Source organism: Oceaniglobus trochenteri (genome assembly GCF_020529025.1).
In the GTDB taxonomy this organism is placed as follows: Bacteria; Pseudomonadota; Alphaproteobacteria; order Rhodobacterales; family Rhodobacteraceae; genus Oceaniglobus; species Oceaniglobus trochenteri.
The window spans coordinates 1-20685 of record NZ_JACNMM010000015.1 but is presented as its reverse complement, the minus strand read 5'-3'; the positions used below and the strand labels follow the sequence as shown (position 1 = coordinate 20685).

The 20685-nt window shown below is 65.2% G+C and carries 18 protein-coding genes; 7 read left to right on the top strand and 11 right to left on the bottom strand.

Features of this window, described 5'->3' with window-relative positions:
* Genes H7828_RS19675 through doeB form a run of 3 tightly spaced genes read left to right on the top strand, consistent with a single transcriptional unit; the run spans position 1 to position 3002 of the window.
* Positions 1–798 (top strand): aspartate racemase/maleate isomerase family protein, encoded by a 798-nt coding sequence (locus H7828_RS19675; RefSeq protein WP_226782778.1) that lies wholly within the window; start codon positions 1–3, stop codon positions 796–798.
* 30 nt (positions 799–828) lie between these two features.
* Positions 829–2013 carry an ectoine hydrolase DoeA gene (gene doeA, locus H7828_RS19670; RefSeq protein WP_226782777.1) on the top strand — a complete coding sequence of 395 codons (1185 nt, stop codon included), beginning with the start codon at positions 829–831 and terminating at the stop codon, positions 2011–2013.
* Positions 2010–3002, top strand: coding sequence for a N(2)-acetyl-L-2,4-diaminobutanoate deacetylase DoeB (gene doeB, locus H7828_RS19665; protein ID WP_226782776.1), 993 nt, complete (start codon positions 2010–2012; stop codon positions 3000–3002). The genes doeA and doeB overlap by 4 nt, the downstream gene beginning before the upstream one ends.
* A gap of 64 nt (positions 3003–3066) precedes the next feature.
* On the opposite strand, the gene H7828_RS22885 is transcribed toward doeB, so the two are convergent.
* The 4 genes from H7828_RS22885 to H7828_RS19645 form a co-directional block, all read right to left on the bottom strand.
* Positions 3067–6024: a PIG-L family deacetylase gene (locus H7828_RS22885; protein ID WP_281070787.1), complete on the bottom strand. Its 2958-nt coding sequence runs from the start codon at positions 6022–6024 to the stop codon at positions 3067–3069.
* A 288-nt stretch (positions 6025–6312) separates the two neighbouring features.
* Complete coding sequence (locus tag H7828_RS19655; protein ID WP_226782775.1) at positions 6313–9615, bottom strand: error-prone DNA polymerase; 3303 nt, start codon at positions 9613–9615, stop codon at positions 6313–6315.
* A gap of 1 nt (position 9616) precedes the next feature.
* Positions 9617–11149 (bottom strand): Y-family DNA polymerase, encoded by a 1533-nt coding sequence (locus H7828_RS19650; protein WP_226782774.1) that lies wholly within the window; start codon positions 11147–11149, stop codon positions 9617–9619.
* On the bottom strand, positions 11052–11714 hold the full coding sequence (locus H7828_RS19645) for an ImuA family protein (protein ID WP_226782773.1): 663 nt from the start codon (positions 11712–11714) through the stop codon (positions 11052–11054). The genes H7828_RS19650 and H7828_RS19645 overlap by 98 nt, the downstream gene beginning before the upstream one ends.
* A gap of 194 nt (positions 11715–11908) precedes the next feature.
* Here H7828_RS19645 and H7828_RS19640 point away from each other — a divergent pair, with 194 nt between their 5' ends.
* Both H7828_RS19640 and H7828_RS19635 read left to right on the top strand, forming a co-directional pair.
* Positions 11909–12610, top strand: a complete 702-nt coding sequence (locus H7828_RS19640) for a hypothetical protein (protein ID WP_226782772.1) — start codon at positions 11909–11911, stop codon at positions 12608–12610.
* Between the two features lie 5 nt (positions 12611–12615).
* Positions 12616–13581 carry a CorA family divalent cation transporter gene (locus H7828_RS19635; protein ID WP_226782845.1) on the top strand — a complete coding sequence of 322 codons (966 nt, stop codon included), beginning with the start codon at positions 12616–12618 and terminating at the stop codon, positions 13579–13581.
* Between the two features lie 5 nt (positions 13582–13586).
* Here H7828_RS19635 and H7828_RS19630 read toward each other — a convergent pair whose 3' ends face one another.
* The 7 genes from H7828_RS19630 to H7828_RS19600 all read right to left on the bottom strand — a co-directional run bounded on the left by H7828_RS19630 (position 13587) and on the right by H7828_RS19600 (position 18442).
* A complete protein-coding gene (locus tag H7828_RS19630) occupies positions 13587–14795 on the bottom strand; it encodes a cation:proton antiporter (protein ID WP_226782771.1) in 1209 nt (402 codons plus the stop codon).
* A 2-nt stretch (positions 14796–14797) separates the two neighbouring features.
* Positions 14798–15262, bottom strand: a complete 465-nt coding sequence (locus H7828_RS19625; RefSeq protein WP_226782770.1) for a carboxymuconolactone decarboxylase family protein — start codon at positions 15260–15262, stop codon at positions 14798–14800.
* Positions 15255–15794, bottom strand: coding sequence for a GNAT family N-acetyltransferase (locus H7828_RS19620; RefSeq protein ID WP_226782769.1), 540 nt, complete (start codon positions 15792–15794; stop codon positions 15255–15257). The genes H7828_RS19625 and H7828_RS19620 overlap by 8 nt, the downstream gene beginning before the upstream one ends.
* A 62-nt stretch (positions 15795–15856) precedes the next feature.
* Positions 15857–16354: a peroxiredoxin family protein gene (locus H7828_RS19615; RefSeq protein WP_226782768.1), complete on the bottom strand. Its 498-nt coding sequence runs from the start codon at positions 16352–16354 to the stop codon at positions 15857–15859.
* 102 nt (positions 16355–16456) lie between these two features.
* Positions 16457–16966, bottom strand: a complete 510-nt coding sequence (msrA, locus tag H7828_RS19610) for a peptide-methionine (S)-S-oxide reductase MsrA (protein WP_226782767.1) — start codon at positions 16964–16966, stop codon at positions 16457–16459.
* On the bottom strand, positions 16966–17409 hold the full coding sequence (gene msrB / locus H7828_RS19605) for a peptide-methionine (R)-S-oxide reductase MsrB (protein ID WP_226782766.1): 444 nt from the start codon (positions 17407–17409) through the stop codon (positions 16966–16968). Before msrB ends, msrA begins: the two co-directional genes overlap by 1 nt.
* A 112-nt stretch (positions 17410–17521) precedes the next feature.
* Entirely contained in the window at positions 17522–18442 is a 921-nt protein-coding gene (locus H7828_RS19600; protein ID WP_226782765.1) for a LysR family transcriptional regulator, read from the bottom strand.
* 203 nt (positions 18443–18645) lie between these two features.
* Between H7828_RS19600 and msrP the strand changes: the two genes are divergently transcribed.
* Both msrP and msrQ read left to right on the top strand, forming a co-directional pair.
* Complete coding sequence (gene msrP, locus H7828_RS19595; RefSeq protein ID WP_226782764.1) at positions 18646–19575, top strand: protein-methionine-sulfoxide reductase catalytic subunit MsrP; 930 nt, start codon at positions 18646–18648, stop codon at positions 19573–19575.
* 44 nt (positions 19576–19619) lie between these two features.
* Complete coding sequence (msrQ, locus tag H7828_RS19590; protein ID WP_226782763.1) at positions 19620–20228, top strand: protein-methionine-sulfoxide reductase heme-binding subunit MsrQ; 609 nt, start codon at positions 19620–19622, stop codon at positions 20226–20228.
* Positions 20229–20685: the final 457 nt, after the last annotated feature.

The window sequence follows — 20685 nt, the reverse complement described above, 5'->3', positions numbered from 1 at the left end:
TTGGCCCCCCTCCCGCAAACGGACATCGTCACTTGCCAGCTGCGGGCCACCTCCGAAGGCCCGGCGCGGATCGGGGCGATCCTCCTGTCCACCGACCAGGTTTTCGAGGCGGATGCCGCCCACCTCCTGCGCGATGAGTCCACGGTGCTGCACGTGGCCCGGATCGGGTTCGAAAACCCGACAACGCCCGAGCGGCTGCGCGCCATGGCCCCCGACTTGACCCGCACCGCCGCCCTGCTGGTGCCGGGGGCCGACCTTTCGGCGGTGGGCTTTGCCTGCACCTCGGCCTCGGTCACCATCGGCAATGCCGCTGTGGCCGAGGCGGTTCACGCCGCCTTGCCGGGTGTTCCTGTCATCACCCCTTCCTTTGCCGCGATGGCCGCCTTTGCCGCGCTTGGCGTGCGCCGTGTGGCCATGCTGACCCCCTATGTCCGCGAAACGACCGAGCCGATGGCCGCCTACCTCTGCGATCAGGGTATAGATGTGGTGAAAAGCGCCTGTTTCGCCCTGGAGGACGACCGTGACATGGCCCGCATCGATGACGACAGCATGATCGAAGCGGCTTGTGCCATGGATACCCCCGAGGTTCAGGCGCTGTTCCTGTCCTGTACCGCCATGCGCGGCGCCGATGTGATCGACCGGATCGAGACGCGGCTGGGCAAGCCCGTGGTCACGTCGAACCAGGCGCTGTGCTGGGTGCTTGGCCGGATGGCCGGGGCTGATCTGCGACCTGTCGGTTTTGGGCGGTTGTTCGATCATGGCCTGCCCTACGGCTTCACCGACGGAATCGCTGGCTGACGGGCATCGCGACAGTGGGAAAGGAACACCATGACAACCTTCGAGGCAAATTTCACCGGAGCGGAATACCGGCGCCGGATCGCCAAGACCCGGAAGGTGATGGCCGACAGGGGGCTGGATGCCATCGTTGTCAGCGATCCGTCGAACATGTCGTGGCTGTCGGGCTATGACGGCTGGTCGTTCTACGTCTACCAGGCGGTGATCCTGACCCACGAGGGCGAGCCGGTCTGGTGGGGGCGCGCAATGGATACCCAGGGGGCGCGGCGCACGGTCTTCATGGAAGATGACGACAGTATTCGCGGCTATGACGACACCTTCGTGCAGAACCCCGAAAAGCACCCGATGACCAACCTGGCCGAACTTCTTGCCGAACTGGGGCTGGAAAAGGCGCAGATCGGCGTCGAGATGGACAATTATTATTACGCCGCCGCCGCCCACGCGGCCCTTCTTGCCGCCCTGCCCAAGGCGCGCTTTTCGGACGCCACGGCGCTGGTCAACTGGCAGCGCGCCGTCAAGTCCGAGCGCGAGATCGAATACATGCAGCGCGCCGCCCGGATCGTCGAGAAGATGCACGAGCATATTCTTGACGTGGCCAAGCCAGGGATGCGCAAGAACGACCTGGTGGCCGAGATCTATGCCACCGGCATCCGGGGCGCTTTCGGCTATTGGGGCGATTATCCAGCCATCGTGCCCATGGCGCCCTCGGGGCTTGATGCGACCGCGCCGCACCTGACGTGGGACGACCGGCCGATGGAAACCGGCGAGGCGACCTTCTTCGAGATCGCGGGCGCCCACCGCCGGTATCAATGCCCGCAATCCCGCACCCTGTTCCTGGGGAAGGTGCCGCAGAAGTATCGCGATGCCGAAAGGGCCGTTCTGGACGCCATCGCGGCGGGGCTGGAGCAGGCCCGCCCCGGCAACCGGGCCGAAGATATCGCCAATGCCTTCAACGCCACGCTGAACAAGGCAGGTTTCGAAAAGGACAGCCGCTGTGGCTATGCCATCGGGATCAGCTATCCCCCCGACTGGGGCGAGCGCACGATCTCGTTCCGGCGCGGCGACATGACCGTGCTTGAGCCGGGGATGACCTTCCATTTCATGCCCGCGCTCTGGCTTGACGACGGCGGCCTGGAAATCACCGAGCCGATCCGCATCACCGAAACGGGGCACGAGTGTTTCTGCTCAACCCCCCGCGAATTGTTCGTGAAAGTATGACATACAGCCCGATCACCCCGACGATTCCCCTGGATGCCCAAGGCGTGCATCACGGCTTTCTTCGCCTGCCCCACAGCCGCGACGAAAGCGCCTGGGGGGCGGTGATGGTTCCGATCACCGTGATTGCGGGCGGGCAGGGGCCGACGGCCCTTCTGACCGCCGGCAACCATGGCGACGAATACGAGGGGCCGATTGCCCTGCAAGAGCTTGCCGCGACGCTGGACCCGGCGGCGATCAACGGTCGGGTGATCATCCTGCCGATGATGAACCTGCCTGCCTTCTCGGCCGGGCGGCGCTGTTCGCCCATCGACGGCTGCAACATGAACCGCAGCTTTCCGGGCCGTCCCGACGGAACGGTGACCCAGAAGATCGCGCATTTCATCGCCACCCGGCTGGTGCCCATGGCCGATATCGTGCTCGATTACCATTCGGGCGGGCGGACGCTGGATTTCCTGCCCTTCGCCGCAGCCCATATCCTGGCCGACAAGACCCAGGAGGCCGCCTGCATGGCCGCGATGGAGGCTTTCAACGCCCCCTGGTCGATGCGGATGCTGGAAATCGACAGTGTCGGCATGTTCGACACCGAAGTGGAATCCCAGGGCAAGGTCTTTGTCACGACCGAACTGGGCGGCGGCGGCACCGCCACGGCGGCCAGCGTCGCGGTAGCGCGCAAGGGGGCGCGAAACCTGCTGATCCATGCCGGAATCCTGAAGGGAACGCCGCAAAAGGCGCCGTCGGAAATGCTCGACATGCCTGACGAACGCTGCTTCGCCTTCTGCGAAACCCCCGGCCTGCTGGAGCCCATGGTGGACCTTGGCGAAGAAGTGGAACGCGGCCAGCCCCTGGCGCGGATCTGGCCGACCGACCGCAGCGGCAGCCCGGCGCAGGAGATTCCGGCGCGGTTGTCGGGGATTCTGACGGCGCGCCATGTGCCCGGCCTTGTCGGCATGGGCGATTGCGTGGCGGTGGTGGCGCAGCGGGTAACGTGACGCCAGACGCGGCCATCCGCCCCACCTGTCGCGATCGACGGGCAGGGCGGTTCATGGCCACGCGTCAGTAGTCGTACATCATCTCGGCGGATTCTTCCTCGCCATCGTCGGGGATGTCCGATTCCTCGGGGTCTTCCGGCACGAAAAGCGCGTTCATGATGTCTTCGTCTTCCGAGGTGTCCTGCTGCATTTCTGCCGCCGGGTCCTGCGCCGTGTCGTCGTCGTCCGAGGGGCTGCCCGGTTGCCAGGTGGCCCCGGTTTCGGACACCACCAGCTGGAACGGCGCGCGGCTGATCTCTTCGCCGTCATCTTCCAGCCCCAGAACCGAGACTTCGTAGATGTGATCGCCGTTCACGTCCCAGACCTGACCATAGGAGGGGCTGAACCAGTCCTTGTTGCTGATCGCGCCGGTCACCGGGTCGATATCGAAATGCCCGGCGTCCGGGCCTTCCAGCGCGTGGCTGGCGGCGGGGCTGCCGTTGCCGTCGAAGGGATCGAAGGCATCGACGGGGTCGGCCGGATCGCTGGGATCGGCCGGGTCTTCGCCGCCGGTGTCGGCCCCGGCCTGCTGCCAGAACGATCCGGTTTCGGTGACCACCAGTTCCACGTCGCGGCTGCTGACTTCGGTGCCTGCGGCGTCAAGCCCGATGACCGAGACATCGAAGACATGGTCGCCGTTCACGTCCCAGACGTTGTCATAGTCGGGGGTGAACCAGTCCTTGTTGCTGATCATTCCGGTGTCGGCGTCGATGTTGAAATGCCCGGCATCCGGCCCTTCGAGCGCGAAGCTGTCGCCCACGCCGCCTTCGCCCTCGAAGGGGTCGAAGCCTTCGTCGGGGTCGGCTGGATCGGAAGGATCGACGGGGTCGGTCGGGGCGTCTTCGGCATCGCGCCAGAAGCTGCCAGTTTCGGTGACGACAAGTTGCAGGTCGTTGTTGCTGGCTTCGGTTCCGTCGGGGTTCGTGCCCAGGACCGAGACTTCGTAGATGTGATCGCCGTTCACGTCCCAGACCTGTTCATAGTTGGGCGTGAACCAGTCCTTGTTGCTGATCTCGCCGGTTTCGGCGTCGACGTCGAAATGGCCGGCGTCGGGCCCGTCCAGCGAATAGGTGACACCTTCGCCGCCTGTGGGGTCGGAAGGATCGGTCGGATCGGAAGGGTCGGTCGGGTCGACAGGGTCGGTCGGATCGCCGGGATCCTGCGGATCGGTGGGCAGCACCAGTTCACCGCTCAGCCCGAAATCGGCCGCTTCAAGGGGCGCTGCCGAGTGGATTTCCACCGACAGCGTGCCATCCGTGACGTCGAGGGTCAGCGTGGTGACGCCATTCTCGACGGTCATCGCCTGGGACAGGGCCTCGGCCGACTGATAGCCGGAAAGCTGTGACAGGTTGATCAGGTCGGCCGCGCCGTTGGCGCCGAAATCGGTGATCCGCACGCTGCCCGGCACGTCCTGCAGGACGAAAACATCGTCACCGTCGCCGCCGGTCAGCACATCCATGCCGGGCCCGCCGTCAAGAATGTCGTTGCCCGCGCCGCCGTTCAACTGGTCGTTGCCCGCCCCGCCCAGCAGGGTGTCGTTGCCGACGCCCGAATTCATGATGTCGTTGCCATCGCCGCCTTCGGCATAGAACCCCGAACCGGCGGTGCCGCCATCCAGGAAATCGTTGCCGCCATCCATGAAGATGCGGTCCGAATCCTCGTGGACGCCGATGAAGACCAGGTCATTGCCGTCGCCGCCGTGAATTTCGTCGTTGCCCTGGCTGCCGGCCAGCAGGTCGTTGCCGTCGCCGCCATAGATCGTGTCGACACCAATGCCGCCGATCAGGGTATCGTTGCCTTCTTCACCATAGACGATGTCGTTGTCGTCGCGGGCGAAGACGTGATCGTCCCCCGCGCCCGCATAGATGCGGTCATCGCCGAAAAGGCCCTCGATCTCGTCGTTGCCGTCGCCGCCCAGGATCGTGTCGTTGCCGTAGTCGCCGCGCAGGGTGTCGTTGCCGTCGCCCCCGACAAGGGAATCGTCGCCCGCCCCGCCGTTCAGCGAATCGTCACCGCCAAGGCCCAGAAGGGTTTCGTCACCCTCGCCGCCCAGCAGGATATCGTCGCCCTCGGTTCCGGTGAGGGTCAGCGGATCGGCCTCGGGCGGGTTGGCTTCCGACACGAAGGCCAGGGTTTCGTATTCGGGTTCCGTGCCGGCGGGCGTGTCGGGCAGGTTGTCCACCTCGTGGCTGCGCTGGGTCCAGGCGTGGTAGCGGTCGGAGATGACGGGATTGCCCTGGGCGTCTGTCCCGCTTGAGACATGCGGGTCATGGGCTGCGTAGGCATAGAAGGTTTCGAGGTTCTGCTCGGCGTCCTCGGGCGACAGGTTCGCGTCAAGCCCGGACGAGGCATATTCGACATAGGAGATCACCTGGTGATCGCCGGAATAGTGCTGCTGGGCGTCAAAGGCGAACTGCGATGAATGGACATGGTCGGAATGGTTGCCGCCGGCATGCTGCGAGCTGTGATCCTGGATCAGGACGGCATCGGGCTGATGATGCTCCATCAGGCCAAGCAGCAGGCCTGATACCTGGTCTGCGGTATAGGCATTTGCCCCGTCGACGCTGGAGATGCTTTCGATGTCGCCGTTCCAAAGCTGTTCAAGGCTTTGTTCGCCGGTACCGGAATAGCCCCCGCCATTGGGGTTGCCATCGGGCAGGCGCAGGAAATACAGCCGCACCTCGGGGTTGCTTTCAAGATATGAGGTCTGCACGTCGAAGCTGGAGTCGCCGGCGCCGAAGGTGGCCACGGTATCGACCCAGTCGTTTGCCCCGGCCATGTGGCCATAGGCGGCCTTGGCCCCGGCCTCGCGGCCTTCCCAGTAATCGGCATCCTGCCCGGCATCGCCCGCGGTCAGGTAGACGGTGGTATGACCGCCACCATCGCTGATGCTGTGCTGGATGTCGGGATTTTGAAACAGCAGGTCATCGTCTGCATGGGCGACGACGGAAAGAGTCGATCCTGCGGAATTCAAAAGGGGCATTTTCTAAGCCTTGTTGTGAAGATTTGTCGGTAATTGCGGCCTCTTAAAGACGAGAATGCGAATAAATTCAAGTTTTCTGAAACGGTGCCGCTGGGTCAGTTCTAGCAATATCAATGACTTGCGCGATGCGGGCGGCAATCTGTCCCGTAACGTCACTTTGAATTGCCGGCCTCTTTGGAAACGGTTCTGTTTCAGTGGCCCGATTGTGTCGGTCCTGATCCTGTGTCAGGCGGACAGGCCGGGAATCACCCTGCCGGTTTGCGCGGGTGCACCGTGCTGCCTTCGCGATCAGTGGAAATCGCGCGATTTCGGGATGATCCGCACGTCGCGGGGGTGGCGGTGCGTGGTCTGGGGCAGGGGGCGGCGCACCTCGTCGGCCCGGGCCAGCGGAACGCGCAGGGCATCGTTGGCAAGCCGGTCAAGCGCATCGCTGCGGTCGACCAGCCCCTCGACGACGATATGCAGCACGTTGTCGCCCCGTTGTATCGTGCCGCGCACGTCCATCAGGCGCGATTGCATGATGGTCTTGCGAAAGGCCTCCATCACCTTGGGCCAGACCACCAGGTTGGCCACGCCGGTTTCATCCTCCAGCGTGATGAAGCACACGCCCTTGGCGCTGCCGGGGCGCTGGCGGATCAGCACGATCCCGGCCAGTGATACCTTCTGCCCGCTGCGCATCCTGTCCAGATCCGCGGCGGCGGCATAGCCCTGGCGCGACAGGCTGCGCCGCAGAAAGGCCATGGGATGGGCCTTCAGCGACAGGCGCAGGGTCTGATAGTCGGCCACGACATGTTCGCAGGTCGGCATTCGTGGCATCGCAAAGGCGGTTTCCGCGCCTTCATCGGCGCCGTCGTGAAACAGGGGCAGGTCGGGGGCATCGCGCAGGGCGCGCGCCTCCCACAGGGCCTGGCGACGGTCCAGCCCCATGGAACGGAAGCTGTCGGCGGCGGCCAGGCGGCGGATGGTGCCCACGTCGGCACGGCTGCGTGTCTTGAAATCGGGCAGGTCGGTGAAGGGGTGATGGCGGCCCTGCATCATCCGTTCGGCCGCCGCCCGTGACATGCCGTCGACCTGGCGCAGGCCAAGGCGGACGGCGAAGGCGCCCGCGCCCACGGGTTCCAGCGTGTTGTCCCAGGCGCTGTAGTTCACGTCGGGGGGGCGGACCTTCACCCCGTGTTCGCGGGCGTCGCGGACGATCTGCGCGGGGGCGTAGAACCCCATGGGCTGTGAATTCAGAAGCGCCGCGCAGAAGGCATCGGGATAGTGGCACTTGATCCAGCTTGAGATGTAGACCAGCAGCGCAAAGCTGGCGGCGTGGCTTTCGGGAAAGCCGTATTCGCCGAAGCCCTTGATCTGGTCGAAACAGCGTTGGGCGAAATCCGGGTCATAGCCGCGCTCTTTCATCCGCCCGACCATCTTTTCCTGCAGGGCCTCGATCGTGCCGCGCGACCGGAATGTTGCCATGGCCTTGCGCAATTCGTTCGCCTCGGCCGGGCTGAAGCGGGCGGCGTCGATGGCGATCTTCATCGCCTGTTCCTGGAAGATCGGAACGCCCAGGGTGCGGCCCAGGATGTTCTTCAACTCGTCCGGGTCGTACGCGGGGCCGGGCGAGGGGTATTCCACCGGCTCGCGCCCGCTGCGCCGGCGCAGGAAGGGGTGCACCATGTCGCCCTGGATCGGGCCGGGGCGGACGATGGCGACCTGGATCACGAGATCATAGAATTCGCGCGGGCGAAGGCGGGGCAGCATGTTCATCTGTGCCCGGCTTTCCACCTGGAAGGTGCCCAGGCTGTCGCCCCGGCACAGCATGTCATAGACGGCGGGGTCTTCCTGGGGCACCGTCGCCAGGTCGAACCGCTTGCCGTGATGCGCCGCGATCAGGTCAAACGCCTTGCGGATGCAGGTCAGCATCCCCAGGGCCAGAACGTCGATCTTGAGGATGCGCAACTCGTCGATGTCGTCCTTGTCCCACTCGATGAAGCTGCGGTCCTTCATGGCGCCGTTGCCGATGGGGACCATCTGCGTCAGGGGGGTCTGGGTCAGGATGAAGCCGCCGACATGCTGCGACAGGTGGCGGGGCATCCCGATCATCATGTCGGCCAGCCGGATCGTGCGCGCGATCACCGGGTCGCGCAGGTCAAGCCCGGCCTCGGCGGCCTCGCGGGCGCCCACCTCGCGCCCCCAGCTGCCCCAGATGGTCTTGGCCAGGGCGCTGGTGATGTCGTCGGACAGGCCCATCACCTTGCCCACCTCGCGCACCGCCATGCGCGGGCGATAGTGGATGACGGTGGCGCAAAGCCCCGCCCTGTCGCGGCCATAGCGGGCATAGATATGCTGGATCACCTCTTCGCGGCGTTCGTGTTCGAAATCCACGTCGATATCGGGGGGCTCGGTCCGTTCCTCGCTGATGAAGCGTTCGAACAGAAGATCGCTCTTGTCGGGGTCGACCACGGTGATGCCCAGCACATAGCACACGGCCGAATTGGCCGCCGAGCCGCGCCCCTGGCACAGGATCGGCGGGCTGACCTGGTGGCGGGCGAACTGGATGACATCGTAGATGGTCAGGAAATACTGCGCGATGTTCAGCTTGCCGATCAGCGCCAGTTCCTTTTCCAGCGCGGTACGCACCTTTTGCGGGGTGCCGCCGGGGTAACGGCGGGCCGCGCCCTTCCAGGTCAGCTCGGTCAGGTAGTCCTGGGGCGTGCGGCCTTGGGGGATGGTTTCCTGGGGGTATTCATAGGACAGCTGGCGCAGATCGAAGGTGCAGGCATCGGCCACCTCGCGGGTGGCGCGGATGGCCTGGGGCCATTCGGCGAAAAGGCGCTGCATCTGGGCAGGCGATTTCAGGTGCCGTTCGGCATTGGCGTGCAGCAGGTATCCGGCCCGCGCGATGGTGGTCTTGTGCAGGATGCAGGTCATCACGTCCTGAAGGGGGCGGCGCTGGGGGGCGTGGTAATGCACGTCGTTGGTGGCCAGGATCGACAGGCCGTGCCGCCGCGCCATCCGGTCCAGCCGGTTGATGCGCGCCCGGTCGTCGCCCCGGTAAAGGTAACTGGCCGCGACATGGCGCAGGCTGGGCAGGGTGCGGGCCAGGCGGCGCAGGCTGGCGGCGAAATGGCCCAGATCGTCGCCGGGCAGCGCGATCAGCTGCACGCCATCGGCATGGGCGGCCAGGTCACCCAGCGTGATGTCGCACACGCCCTTGGCCTGCCAGTGGCCATCGGTATCGCGCATCTTGCCCCGCGACAGCAGTTCGCAAAGCCGGCCATAGGCGGCGCGGTCGCGCGGATAGGCCAGGAACATCTCGCCCGTGACCAGGTGCAGCCGACAGCCGATCACGGGGCGCAGGCCGGCCTTGTGCGCCTCGGTGTGAAGCCGCACGACACCGGCCATGGTGTTCAGGTCGGCCACGCCAAGGGCATCGTGGCCCTGCGCCCAGGCGGTCGCGGCCAGGTCCACCGCGTCAGAGGCCCCGCGCAGGAAGGAAAAACAGGTGGTGACGCCAAGTTCGACAAAGGCGGCGCGCGGGTTGGGCGTGAAACCGCCCCGGGCCAGCGTGCGTCTTGGGTATTGATGGTCCTTCTCGGGCATATCAGGTGAACATCCCGTGGATGAACCATCGCGGATCGCCGCCGCGCCCGTCCTCGTGCAGCCCTTCGCGGAACAGCCACAGCCGTTTGCCGTTCTGATCCTCGACCTTGAAATAGTCGCGCAGCCGGGTGCCGGGGCGGTCCTTCCACCATTCGGGCGCGATGCGTTCGGGGCCGGCAAAGCGCGCCACCCTGTGGGTCTGGCGGCGCCAGATGAACTGTACCGGCGGGCCCTCGGGCACCGCATAGATCACGCGCACCTCTTCGGGAAAGGACAGCAGGCGGACGGGGCGTTCGCGCGCCGGGGGGGCGATTTCATCGCCGGGGGGGGCCACGGCGCCGACAAGGGATTGGGCGCGTTCGGGCAGGTGGCTGGCCCGCAGCACCGTGCGCCGGACCGACCGTTCCCCGAACCGCGCCACGATCCGGTCGATGAGGTGGGGCAGTTGCAGATCCTCGTCCGCGCGCCCGTCAAGCCGGGTCTGCACCGTTTCGATGGTTTCCACCGTTCCGGCCGCAAGGCTGATGAGGTCGAAGCCGAAGCCGGGGTCGATCCGCTCCAGCCGGTCGTCGAAGAGGCGCCGCAGGTGATCGGCATCGCGGCTGGGGGCCGAGGTGCCGGCGGTGATCGCGCGGATCTCTCCGTCGGTGCGAAAGACGGTCAGGGTCAGGCGGCGACAGCCAAGCCCGTGCCGGACAAGCTGGGCGCAGAGATCGGCGCAGAGGCCGGGCAGATGCGGTGCCGGGTCCTGTATCGGTTCGGCCAGGCGTGCCAGGGCCTGGATGCGCGGCGGTGCGTCCTTGCTTGCCACCGGTTCGGCCAGGTGGCCCATGGCCTGATCCAGCCGCAACAGGGGGTTGGCGCGCAGGGGTTCGCGCCCGAAACGGCGGGCCAGCGACAGGCGCGGGGCACGGGCCAGGGCGCCGATGGTCTTCAGCCCCAGGCGGTTCAGCAGAAGCAGGGTGTCACCGTCCAGCCGCAGGGCCGCAACCGGCAGCGGGGCAAGCTGGTCTGCCAGGGCTTCGGGCGGACAGATCGCCCTGACCGGCCCGTAACGGGCCAGCGCCCAGGCCGCGCCCCAGGTCGGCGCGACGGCGGGCCGCGCGGTCAGCCCCAGGAACGACAGGCGCGTTTCCATGTCACGCAGCATCGCCGCCTCGCCGCCCAGCAGGTGATCGGCGCCGGTGGTTTCAAGGATCAGGCCGTCGGCGCCATCCGCCGCGCTCCAGGGGCACCAGCGCCGCGCCCAGAGCACGAGACGTTCCAGCGCTGCCCTGTCCTGCGCGATGTCGGCATATTCCACCTGAAGATCCGGGCAGATGGCCTTCACGTCCACGATCCGCGCCCCGGCGTCGATTCCGGCCAGGCGGGCGGCGCGGTTCGCGGCATGGATCACCGGGCCGTGCCGCCCCTCGGTCGCCAGGACCACGGCCAGGTCATCGGGCGGCGCGACGTTCCGGCGCTCCATCGTCCTGTGCCACCGCTCCATCGCGAAATGGGGCAGTGAGATCGACACGATCCGCCGCCCTGTCATGGGTTGCGATCCATGTGCCGGGGCGCATGTGACGCGAGCGGAACAGTTCGACCTGCCAGCGCGGATCGCCGGGCGCGCCGGGGTCGTCCGGGTTGGCCTGCGAAGGCAGCGACAGGACCCGCCAGCGGTTGCGCGCCGAGCTGAGATCGGGCGCGGCGCCACGCCGGATCAGCCAGCAGGGCACGCCATGGCGTTCGGCCCGCATCACCAGCCGCTTGGTGGCGGTGAAATCCAGCGCCCTGGGGTTGCCCCATACCTCGCCGATCACGGCGGCAAGCGAGGTGCAGCGCAGCCCCTCTTCCATCGCCCAGAGCACATCGACCGGGCGGTTCAGGTCGGCGCGGATGATCCGCCGCCCGGCCAGCCCGGGCAGATAGGGCTGGCCCGCCTCCTGCTGGGAAAACCGGTCCTGCACCCAGAAAAGCGGTGCATCGGCCCGGGGCAGCCTGGCCACCAGAAAGCCGATGGCGGCCGCATCCGTCGCGCTGGCCGAGAAGACCTCGGACAGGGTATGCCCCTCGGGGCAGGACAGGGGCGTGGGGCGTTGGTTGCGTGTGTTCGACAAGTTGCACGGCACAGGTGATTCCCGACAATGTTCACCATATGTTCTACTCTCTCCGTGCGGCCCTGACAACTCGCCAGCGGGCCCTGAGGCCCCTTGCCGTCGCGGCGCAGGGGCAAGGGGCGCGCGGAAATCGGAGCCTTGGCATTGCGGCCCCGCCATCCCCCGCTTAACCTTGAAAAAGAAGAGGGACATGCATGGGCGCCGCGCTGACGATCGTATTTCTGTTCGCCGTTTCCAGCACGATCGTGCGGGTTGCCGGTGTGGTGCTGGAACACTCGGGGATTCCGCGGTCGGTGGCCCGGCTTCAGGCCCTGTCGGCGCTTAGCGGTACGGGATTCACCACGTCGGAATCCGAAGACCTGCTGCGCCATCCCGCGCGCCGCAGGGTTCTGACCTTCCTGATGATCGCGGGCAGTGTCGGTATCGCCTCGGTGGCGGCAACGCTGATCGTCAGCGCCCTGAACGTCAGCACCGAGATGGACGGGCTGGTCTTGCAGGGGGTGGCGCTGGTGCTGGCGCTGCTTTTCGTGCGCTATGTCCTGTTCAGCAAATACGTCGACGACCTGATCTGTGGCGCCGCCTATCGGTGGCTGAACCGCCATGGCGATTTCGGGCGCAGCTATGTGACGCTGTTCCAGTTTGCCGATGACCGCAGCATCGCCGAACACTGGACCCGCGAAGGATTGCCGCCTTCGGTGGCCGATTGGGGGATCGAGGGTTTGCTGCCCCTCGGCATCCGCGCCCCGGGCGACAGGGCGCTGCGCGATGCGACCGGCCCCATCGCACCGGGCGCCGAGGATCTTCTGATCCTGATGGGTTCGGCCGAGGCGCACGAGATTTTCGCGGACCGCTTCGGCGATCCTTCACGCAAGCAGACCCGGCGGAGAGCCCATTGAAACCGATGAACGAGAACCCGGGGTTCCTGCACCTCTGCGAACTTGGCAATCCGCAGGAACTGGACGGCAGCGACGCCGATGTCTTTCCCGCCGGCCAGCCGCCCCGCTGGCTGCACATGTGTATCCGGCACAAGGCGACGGCCACCTTCCTGATGGATGTTGCCGCGCTGGATGATCTGGTGGTCGATGCGATGACCGCCGAAGACACCCGGTCGCGGGTGCGTATCCTGGATGGCGGCATCATGGTGCTGCTGAAGGCGATGCACCTGACCGACAAGGCGGCCCCGGAAGACATGGTATCGCTGCGGATCTGGATCGACGACAACCGGATCATCACGACCCGCGAACTGGATGTCGATCCGATCCACGAGATGCGCGACAGGATCCGCAAGGGCGCCGGCCCGCGCACGCCGGGCGCCTTTCTGGCGGATATCATGGATCTGCATTTCGATATCGTCGAACCCACGGTCGAGGCGCTGGAAGATCAGGTGGGGCTGGCCGAACAGCATGTCACCAGCAGCGAGATGGACAGGGTGTGCAACGGGCTGACCGGAATGCAGCAGCGCGCGGCCGGCTTCCTGCGGCATCTCAGGCCGCAGCGCATCGTGCTGGAGGATCTGCTGAAAAGCGAAACCGGCCTGCTGTCGCCTCGCGACCGCGACAGGATCGGCGAGAACCTGGACCAGTTGCTGAGGCTGCTTGAAACCTTGCAGGACGTGCGCGAGCGGCTGGTCATCCTGAACGAACAGATCAACCGGCTGCGCGACATCCAGTTGAACCGGACATCCTATATCTTCACGGTGGCGGCGACGATCTTCCTGCCGCTGGGGTTCCTGACGGGGATGTTCGGCGTCAACCTGAAGGGCATCCCGATCGAGGGGCACCCGGCAGGTTTCGCCATACTTGCCGTCTTCTGTGTCGTGCTGGTTCTCGGGCTGGTGGGGTTCTTCCGCTGGCGCAAGTGGCTATAGGGCCGTCACGCCCGCCCGATGCGTCTTGCCAGCGGCGTCGCCGACACCCCGTGCAGCAGGATCGACAGGAAGACGGTCATCGAGACACAGGCCAGAAGCTCGTCCTCGCGGGGGAATTCGTATTCGTCGATCATGATCAGCGTGAACAGGATCGAGGCGATGCCGCGTGGCCCGAACCAGCCCAGGAACAGCTTTTCGCGCAGGTTCAGCCGCGATCCCGCCAGCGACAGGACGATCGGCCCCATCCGCACCACCGTCAGGAACAGCACGGCGATGATGACGGCGGTCGGGGTCATGTGGTTCAGGCCCGCGGGCAACAGGACGGCGCCGAAGATCAGGAAGGCCGACATGGTCAGAAGCTGCCCCTGGCTTTCCATGAACTCGGTGATGAAGTGGATGTCGTGGCGGAAGGCATTGCCGAAGACGGCCCCGCCGACGAAGGCCGCGATGAACCCGTTGCCCCCGATCAGTTCGGCCAGGAGATAGGCGGCAAAGGCCGTGGCGAGGAAGACGACACCCTGCGCGCTTTCCGCCACCCAATCGCGATCGAACGCCATGTCCAGCGCGCGGGCGACGGCCCAGCCGACCAGGACGCCGACGGCCGGGCCCAGGACAAGCTGAAGCAATGCCGCGATGGCAAGCCCCTCGGTCCGGGCCTGCTCCATCCCGGCCGAGGCCAGGATCGCGCCCAGAAGCACGAAGGGCAGTGCCAGACCGTCGTTCAACCCGCTTTCGATGTTGATCGTCTGGCTCAGCCGGGGTGGGACGTCGGGGCTGGACACCACGGTTTGCCCCAGGGCGGCGTCGGTCGGGGTCAGCACCGCGGCGGTAAGAAGCGCCATGGCCACCCCGCCTGTCGGGCTGAGCATGTAGACCACGAGAGTTCCGAGAAGGATGGTCAGCGGCATTCCGATGACCAGCATGCGCAGCGGATACTGGATGTTGCCCTTCAGCCTGGCGAACCGGACGTGGCTGGCATCGGCGAAGAGGATCAGGATCAGTGTGATCTCGGCCAGGAGGCGGCTGAAATCATGCATGACCGCAGGCGGGGCAAGCGCCGTCATCGGCGCCGAGGCCAGCAGGCCGATCACCATGAAGATGATCGGCAGCGTCAGTATGGTTCGGCTGATCGCCTTGGTCAGAAGGGAATAGACGATCACACAGGCCAGAATGCCCAGCAGGATGATTTCGACATTCGGGCCCATGTGATGCATCGTCAGTCCTTCAGGACAGGGATTGCGCCCTGGGCCAGCTTGAGCCGGGTCCAGAGGTTCATGTTGATGACGATGGCCGCGATCTCGGCGATGGCCTTTTCGTCGAAATGCGCCTTGAGCGCATCGTGCAGGGCCGCGAAGCCCGGCAGGTCATAGGCGGTCAGCCCCTCGCAATAGGCCAGGGCCGCCTGCTCCTCGGGGGTGAACATCCTGCTTTCACGCCAGCTTGACAGATGGGCGGTCTTGGCGGGATGGACACCCTGATCGTGGGCCGCCTGGGTGTGCAGGATCAGGCAATAGGAACATTCGTTCATCTGTGCGACGCGCAGGCGCAGAAGCTGGGCCAGCTTGCCATCGACAGAGAGGTCGGCGGTATAGCCGACTGATTTCGCCATCTGCTGGGCGATGCCGTGAAATTCGACAAGGTCGGGGTCAAAACGTGTGTCGCGGAATTCGATGTCATTCATTTCTGTTCTCCATGTTGAATCTCTTGCGCCATTCGGCGCGTGTTGCGGCCACCTTCCGCAGGAAGGGGCATGTCAGCCTGATCTCGTGGGGTTCCCGCCCGAGCATATCAAACACCTCTTTCGCCAGGCGGGTTCCGATACCAAGGCCCCGCAGGCGCGGATCGACCTCGATATGGCCCAGCACCATCCGGCCACCCTGCCACGAATAGCTGACGAAAGCGTCGGTCGGTGACATGTGGCGCACGAACCGTTGCGAACGGGCATCATGAACCAGGCCCGGGTCGAAAAGCCCGGCGTGGGCAAGTTCCTTGTCAAGCTGGGGCAGGGTGGGGTTGCGCAGCTTGCGCCCCTTCACCGCAAGCGTCGGGAATTTCGACGCATCTCCGGCAAGGGCGGTGAGCCTGCGGGCGGCTTCGGGGGCCTTGTCCACCTCGGCCAGTTCGAAGGCGACACCGCGTTCCATAAGCGCGTCGCGGTAGAACCGCGTCTTGTGGCAGCGCAGTTCACCGAACAGGGTCAGGTCGTGTTCCATCTTGCCTCCGGTTCTGCATCGGGCAGGGCGCGGCCAGGCACGGTGCCCGGCCGCGCCCGGTGTCAGGCGGCGTTCATGTCGAGGGTTTCGGCGTCCATCGCCTTCAGAAACCGCGCGGCATCCAGCCGGAAATCGGCAAAGACAACCTGGCCTGCCGGGTCGATCACCGTGAACCATGGCGTGCCGCCGGTGCGGTAATCCTCCATGAAGCTGGGGTGGCGATCCCCCTTCTGCGGCAGGTCGTGGCCGAAGGGAATCTTCAGCCCGTATTGCTCCTGGTTGAGACGCAGCTTGTCGGGGGTATTGAACTCGGCCCCTTCGAAGACGGTCTGGATGGCGGCAAAGCCGACGCCCTTGTCGGCCAGCCGATCATGCAGAAGCTTCAGTGTCGGGAAGCCGCGGGAATGACACCCGGGGCACCAGTGCTGAAAGCTGTAGATGATCTTGTAGTCGTCACCGAGATCCGAGAGCTTCAGCGGTTTCATCTGCTTGCCGTCGCCATCGATCCAATGGGAGACACGCAGTTCCTGGGCGGTTTGGTGGATTGATCCAAATTGCAACTTATGTCCTTTCAAGGCGAGCGTCACCAGGGCGCCGACGGGGGTGCCGGCGCCGGGAAGCCAGCGGCATGTCGATGCCGCTGGAGTGTCATTGTGGCGTGGTTATTCGGCGGCGGCCCGTTTGGGCAGAACCCAGTCGGGCCGGGCGAAATGGCAGGTATAGCCATTGGGCCGGTGCATCAGATAATCCTGATGCTCTGGCTCGGCCTCCCAGAAGGGGCCGACGGGCTCCACCTCGGTCACCACCTTGCCGGGCCAGAGGCCCGAGGCATCGACGTCGGCGATGGTATCCAGCGCGACGGCCTTCTGATCCTCGTCCACGTAGTAGATCGCGGAACGATACGAGCTGCCCCTGTCGTTGCCCTGACGGTTGGGCGTCGAGGGATCGTGGATCTGGAAGAAGAACTCCAGGATCTTGCGATAGCTCGTCACCTCGGGGTCGAAGAGAATCTCGATCCCCTCGGCGTGGGTGCCGTGGTTGCGATAGGTGGCGTTTTCAACATCGCCGCCGGTATAGCCGACGCGGGTTGCCGTTACGCCGGGCATTTTGCGGATCAGATCCTGCATGCCCCAAAAGCAACCACCTGCGAGAACTGCACGTTCCTGTGCCATCAGATATCCTCCACTTGATCAATATAGTCGCCGTAGCCTTCGGCCTCCATTTCGTCGCGATGCACGAACCTCAGCGAGGCCGAGTTGATGCAGTAGCGCAGCCCGCCGCGATCCTGCGGCCCGTCGGGAAAGACATGGCCCAGGTGGCTGTCGCCATGGGTCGAGCGGACCTCGGTGCGGATCATGCCGTGGGTCGTGTCGCGCAGTTCGTTCACGTGGGCCGGGACGATGGGCTTGGTGAAGCTGGGCCAGCCGCAGCCGGATTCGAACTTGTCCGACGATGCGAACAGCGGTTCGCCCGACACGATGTCGACATAGATCCCCGGTTCATGGTTGTTCAGGTATTCGCCGGTGCCGGGGCGTTCGGTTCCGCTTTCCTGGGTCACCCGGCGTTGTTCGGGCGTCAGGCGGGCAATGGCGTCTTCGGTTCTGGCGTATTTCATCGGGCCCTCTCTGGTTGTCTGTTGGCGTTGAGGGGAAGATGGCAACGAATGCGCCCGATTGCCAATGCCTGGCGGCTATAGATTCAATTCCGGCGCGCCGGGCCTTGTCAGGTCAGCGCGGGGCGGGGGCGGCGCGTTCAGGCGCCGGCGGGTAATCCAGCGCCCAGTCGAACTGTGCGGCCATCCTGAACATCTGCCGCAATTCCCGCGCGCTGCCCGAACCCGAGACGGTGACCAGCACCACCTCGCGTTCTAGGTCGAGGTTGGCGATGGGCACGCCGGCCAGCCCCGACACGATGGCCGAGCGTTCGGGCATCAGGCAGATGCCATCCCCCGCCGCCACCACCTGTTGCACCCAGTCTTCCCTTTCGGAGCTGAACCGGGGGTGAAGCACGATGTCGCGGTCCATGAAGTAGGTGACAAGCTGGGTGCGGAATTCGCAGTGCAGGCGATCGACATAGGGGTGGCGCGACAATTCCTCGGGCGGGATTTCGTTCTGCCGGGCGAGGGGGTGGGACAGGGCGGTGGCCAGCACGTATCGTTCGCAAAACAGCGGCTGAACCGCCAGCTTGGGGCTGTCGGCCGGGGGGGTGGGCAGGATGCAGCCATCGTACCGGCCCGACAGGACCTCGGCCGCGCCTTCGGTCGGGGCCAGGGGATGGATGTTGATGCGCAGATCGGGCAGGGCGGCCAGCACCCGTTCGATGAACTGCGTGAAGTTGCGCGGCGCGATGGTGGTGCCGACCCCGATGTTCAGCACCCGGCTGCGCCCCAGCACCGAATTCTCGGCCAGTTCGATCACCTTCTGCTGGATCTTCTCGATCCGCATGAACTCGACCTGCACCTCGCGGCCCAGCATGGTGAGCCGTGAATCCTTGCCGTCACGATACATCAGCGGTCCGCCCAACTCATCCTCGAGCCGGCGGATCGCCTTGGTCAGGCTGGGCTGGGATACGCCCGAGCGGCGCGCCGCCTCGGTGAAGTTCAGCGTCTCTGCGAGATGCAGGAAATATCTGATCTGGTTCAGATCCATGGTGCGAGAGTGGCACTGTTCCGCCGGCCCGATCAAGCCTTGGCGTGCTTGCCCCCGCGAAACTTTCGCCGCCCGGCGCCGTGTCTTCGGGTGCCATTGTTTCAGTGGCTGAACGGGATCGTGAAACCGCAATGGCTGTTCCCGGGCTATAGGGACGTTAGGTTCTTCACCAGACCACACGTTGTAAATGCGAGGATTTGAAGATGGCAGGACGTTTCAAGAGTGACCTAAACTGGTCGGATGTGACCCCGAAATCGGCATTTCTGAACCGTCGGCAACTGATGGCGGGGGCCGGTGCGGTTGCGCTTGGCTCGATCGGGGGGCCGGCGCTGGCCAAGCTGGATGCAGCACCGTCGAAATTCTCGACCGATGCCGAACCCAACAGCCTGGAAGAGATCACCACCTACAACAACTATTACGAATTCGGCACCGGCAAGGAAGACCCGGCCCGCTATGCCGACGCCCTGACCACCGACCCCTGGACCGTGAAGATCGACGGACTGGTGGACAAGCCGGGCGACTATGCCTTCGACGACATCATGAAGAACGTCACCCTGGAAGAACGCATCTACCGGTTCCGCTGTGTCGAGGCCTGGTCGATGGTCATTCCCTGGGCCGGGTTCGAACTGGCCGATCTTCTGACCCGGGCGGGTGTGCAGCCGGGGGCGAAATACATCGCCTTTGAAACCGCCGTGCGCCCCGAAGAGATGCCGGGCATCTCGCGCGGTTATCTTGAATGGCCCTACCGCGAGGGGCTGCGTATCGACGAGGCGATGCATCCGCTGACCATCATGGCGACCGGACTGTACGATGAACCGATCCCCAACCAGAACGGCGCGCCCCTGCGCCTGGTGGTGCCGTGGAAATACGGGTTCAAGTCGATCAAGAGCGTCGTGCGCATCTCGGCCATGGACCGCGAGCCGCCCACCAGCTGGAACATGGCCAACGCCCGCGAATACGGGTTCTACAGCAACGTGAACCCCGAGGTGGATCACCCCCGCTGGAGCCAGGCGAGCGAACGCAAGGTGGGGGGCGGGCTGTTTGCCAAGCGCCAGCCGACGCTGATGTTCAACGGTTATGGCGACGAGGTGGCCTCGCTTTATGAGGGAATGGACCTGAGCAAGAATTTCTGAAGCCTTCGGGGCGCGCGATCCGCGCCCCGTGATGGAGACGCGCCATGGCGATTGCCGACAGCATAAACAGGTTTCAGCGCAGGGTGCCGACCTGGCCGTTCTACGCGATCTTCGGTGTGATCCCGCTGTGGTGGCTTTACCTGGGCCTGACCGGGGGGCTGGGTGTCGAACCGATCGAGGCGCTGGAGCATCGCTTGGGCGAGCTGGGGTTGCAGGTGCTGATCGCCTCGCTCTGCGTCACCCCTTTGCGGACCTTCGCCGGGATCAACCTGATCCGGTTCCGGCGGATGCTGGGCTTGGTGACCTTCTATTACATATCGCTTCACCTGCTGGTCTGGCTTGTGCTGGACGTGCAGATCCTGAGCCAGATCTGGGCCGATATCCTGAAGCGTCCCTATATCACCGTGGGCATGGCGGCCTTCGTGCTGATGATCCCGCTGGCGATCACGTCCAACGCGATCTCGATCCGCAAGCTTGGGCCCAAGCGCTGGCGCCTGCTGCACAGGCTTGTCTATCTTTCGGCGATCCTGGGGGCGTTGCATTTCGTGCTTCTGGTCAAGGGCTGGCAGATCGAACCGCTTCTGTATCTCGGCGCGATCCTGTTTCTCCTGACGCTGCGCCTGCCCATGCCCCGCGCGCTGGCCCGAACCTGACCACCCGGCAGATTCGGGCAGGGGCGCCGGTGCACCGGGATTCGCCTTCGATTCCCCCTCCCGATGCCGGAATCGGGCCGCGGGCTGAGCCGTTTTTGCCGGATGGTCAAAAACGACTCGGGCCAGGCCTGCGATTCCCCGGCTGATGCGCCCTCGGCGGGTATGTTTATTGCGCGAAAGGGCGGTTCCGTGACTCACAGATTGCGCCAACCCCCAGATTTCACGGGAAAATCGGGGTTCGTCACAAAAAATGCATCTTTATCGAAAATCGGGGTTGCGGGTCCCCACCACTAACCGTAGAACCCCCCTCACCGGCGGCGCAGAGATGCACCAACGGGGCGCCAGACGGGCCGGACGGACGCGGAAACGCAGACAGACGGAGACGAGACGCGAAAGTTACTGGAACATGCGGAGCGGATGGCGCTGTTGGTTTTTACAGCGTGGTTGTTCTTTGTGT

Excerpts from the sequence above, each read along its gene's own strand:
- doeA (WP_226782777.1), top strand. The coding sequence starts at position 829 with ATGACAACCTTCGAGGCAAATTTCACCGGAGCGGAATACCGGCGCCGG.
- doeB (WP_226782776.1), top strand. The coding sequence starts at position 2,010 with ATGACATACAGCCCGATCACCCCGACGATTCCCCTGGATGCCCAAGGC.
- H7828_RS22885 (WP_281070787.1), bottom strand. The coding sequence starts at position 6,024 with ATGCCCCTTTTGAATTCCGCAGGATCGACTCTTTCCGTCGTCGCCCAT.
- H7828_RS19655 (WP_226782775.1), bottom strand. The coding sequence starts at position 9,615 with ATGCCCGAGAAGGACCATCAATACCCAAGACGCACGCTGGCCCGGGGC.
- H7828_RS19650 (WP_226782774.1), bottom strand. The coding sequence starts at position 11,149 with ATGACAGGGCGGCGGATCGTGTCGATCTCACTGCCCCATTTCGCGATG.
- H7828_RS19640 (WP_226782772.1), top strand. The coding sequence starts at position 11,909 with ATGGGCGCCGCGCTGACGATCGTATTTCTGTTCGCCGTTTCCAGCACG.
- H7828_RS19635 (WP_226782845.1), top strand. The coding sequence starts at position 12,616 with ATGAACGAGAACCCGGGGTTCCTGCACCTCTGCGAACTTGGCAATCCG.
- H7828_RS19630 (WP_226782771.1), bottom strand. The coding sequence starts at position 14,795 with ATGCATCACATGGGCCCGAATGTCGAAATCATCCTGCTGGGCATTCTG.
- H7828_RS19625 (WP_226782770.1), bottom strand. The coding sequence starts at position 15,262 with ATGAATGACATCGAATTCCGCGACACACGTTTTGACCCCGACCTTGTC.
- H7828_RS19620 (WP_226782769.1), bottom strand. The coding sequence starts at position 15,794 with ATGGAACACGACCTGACCCTGTTCGGTGAACTGCGCTGCCACAAGACG.
- msrA (WP_226782767.1), bottom strand. The coding sequence starts at position 16,966 with ATGGCACAGGAACGTGCAGTTCTCGCAGGTGGTTGCTTTTGGGGCATG.
- msrB (WP_226782766.1), bottom strand. The coding sequence starts at position 17,409 with ATGAAATACGCCAGAACCGAAGACGCCATTGCCCGCCTGACGCCCGAA.
- H7828_RS19600 (WP_226782765.1), bottom strand. The coding sequence starts at position 18,442 with ATGGATCTGAACCAGATCAGATATTTCCTGCATCTCGCAGAGACGCTG.
- msrP (WP_226782764.1), top strand. The coding sequence starts at position 18,646 with ATGGCAGGACGTTTCAAGAGTGACCTAAACTGGTCGGATGTGACCCCG.
- msrQ (WP_226782763.1), top strand. The coding sequence starts at position 19,620 with ATGGCGATTGCCGACAGCATAAACAGGTTTCAGCGCAGGGTGCCGACC.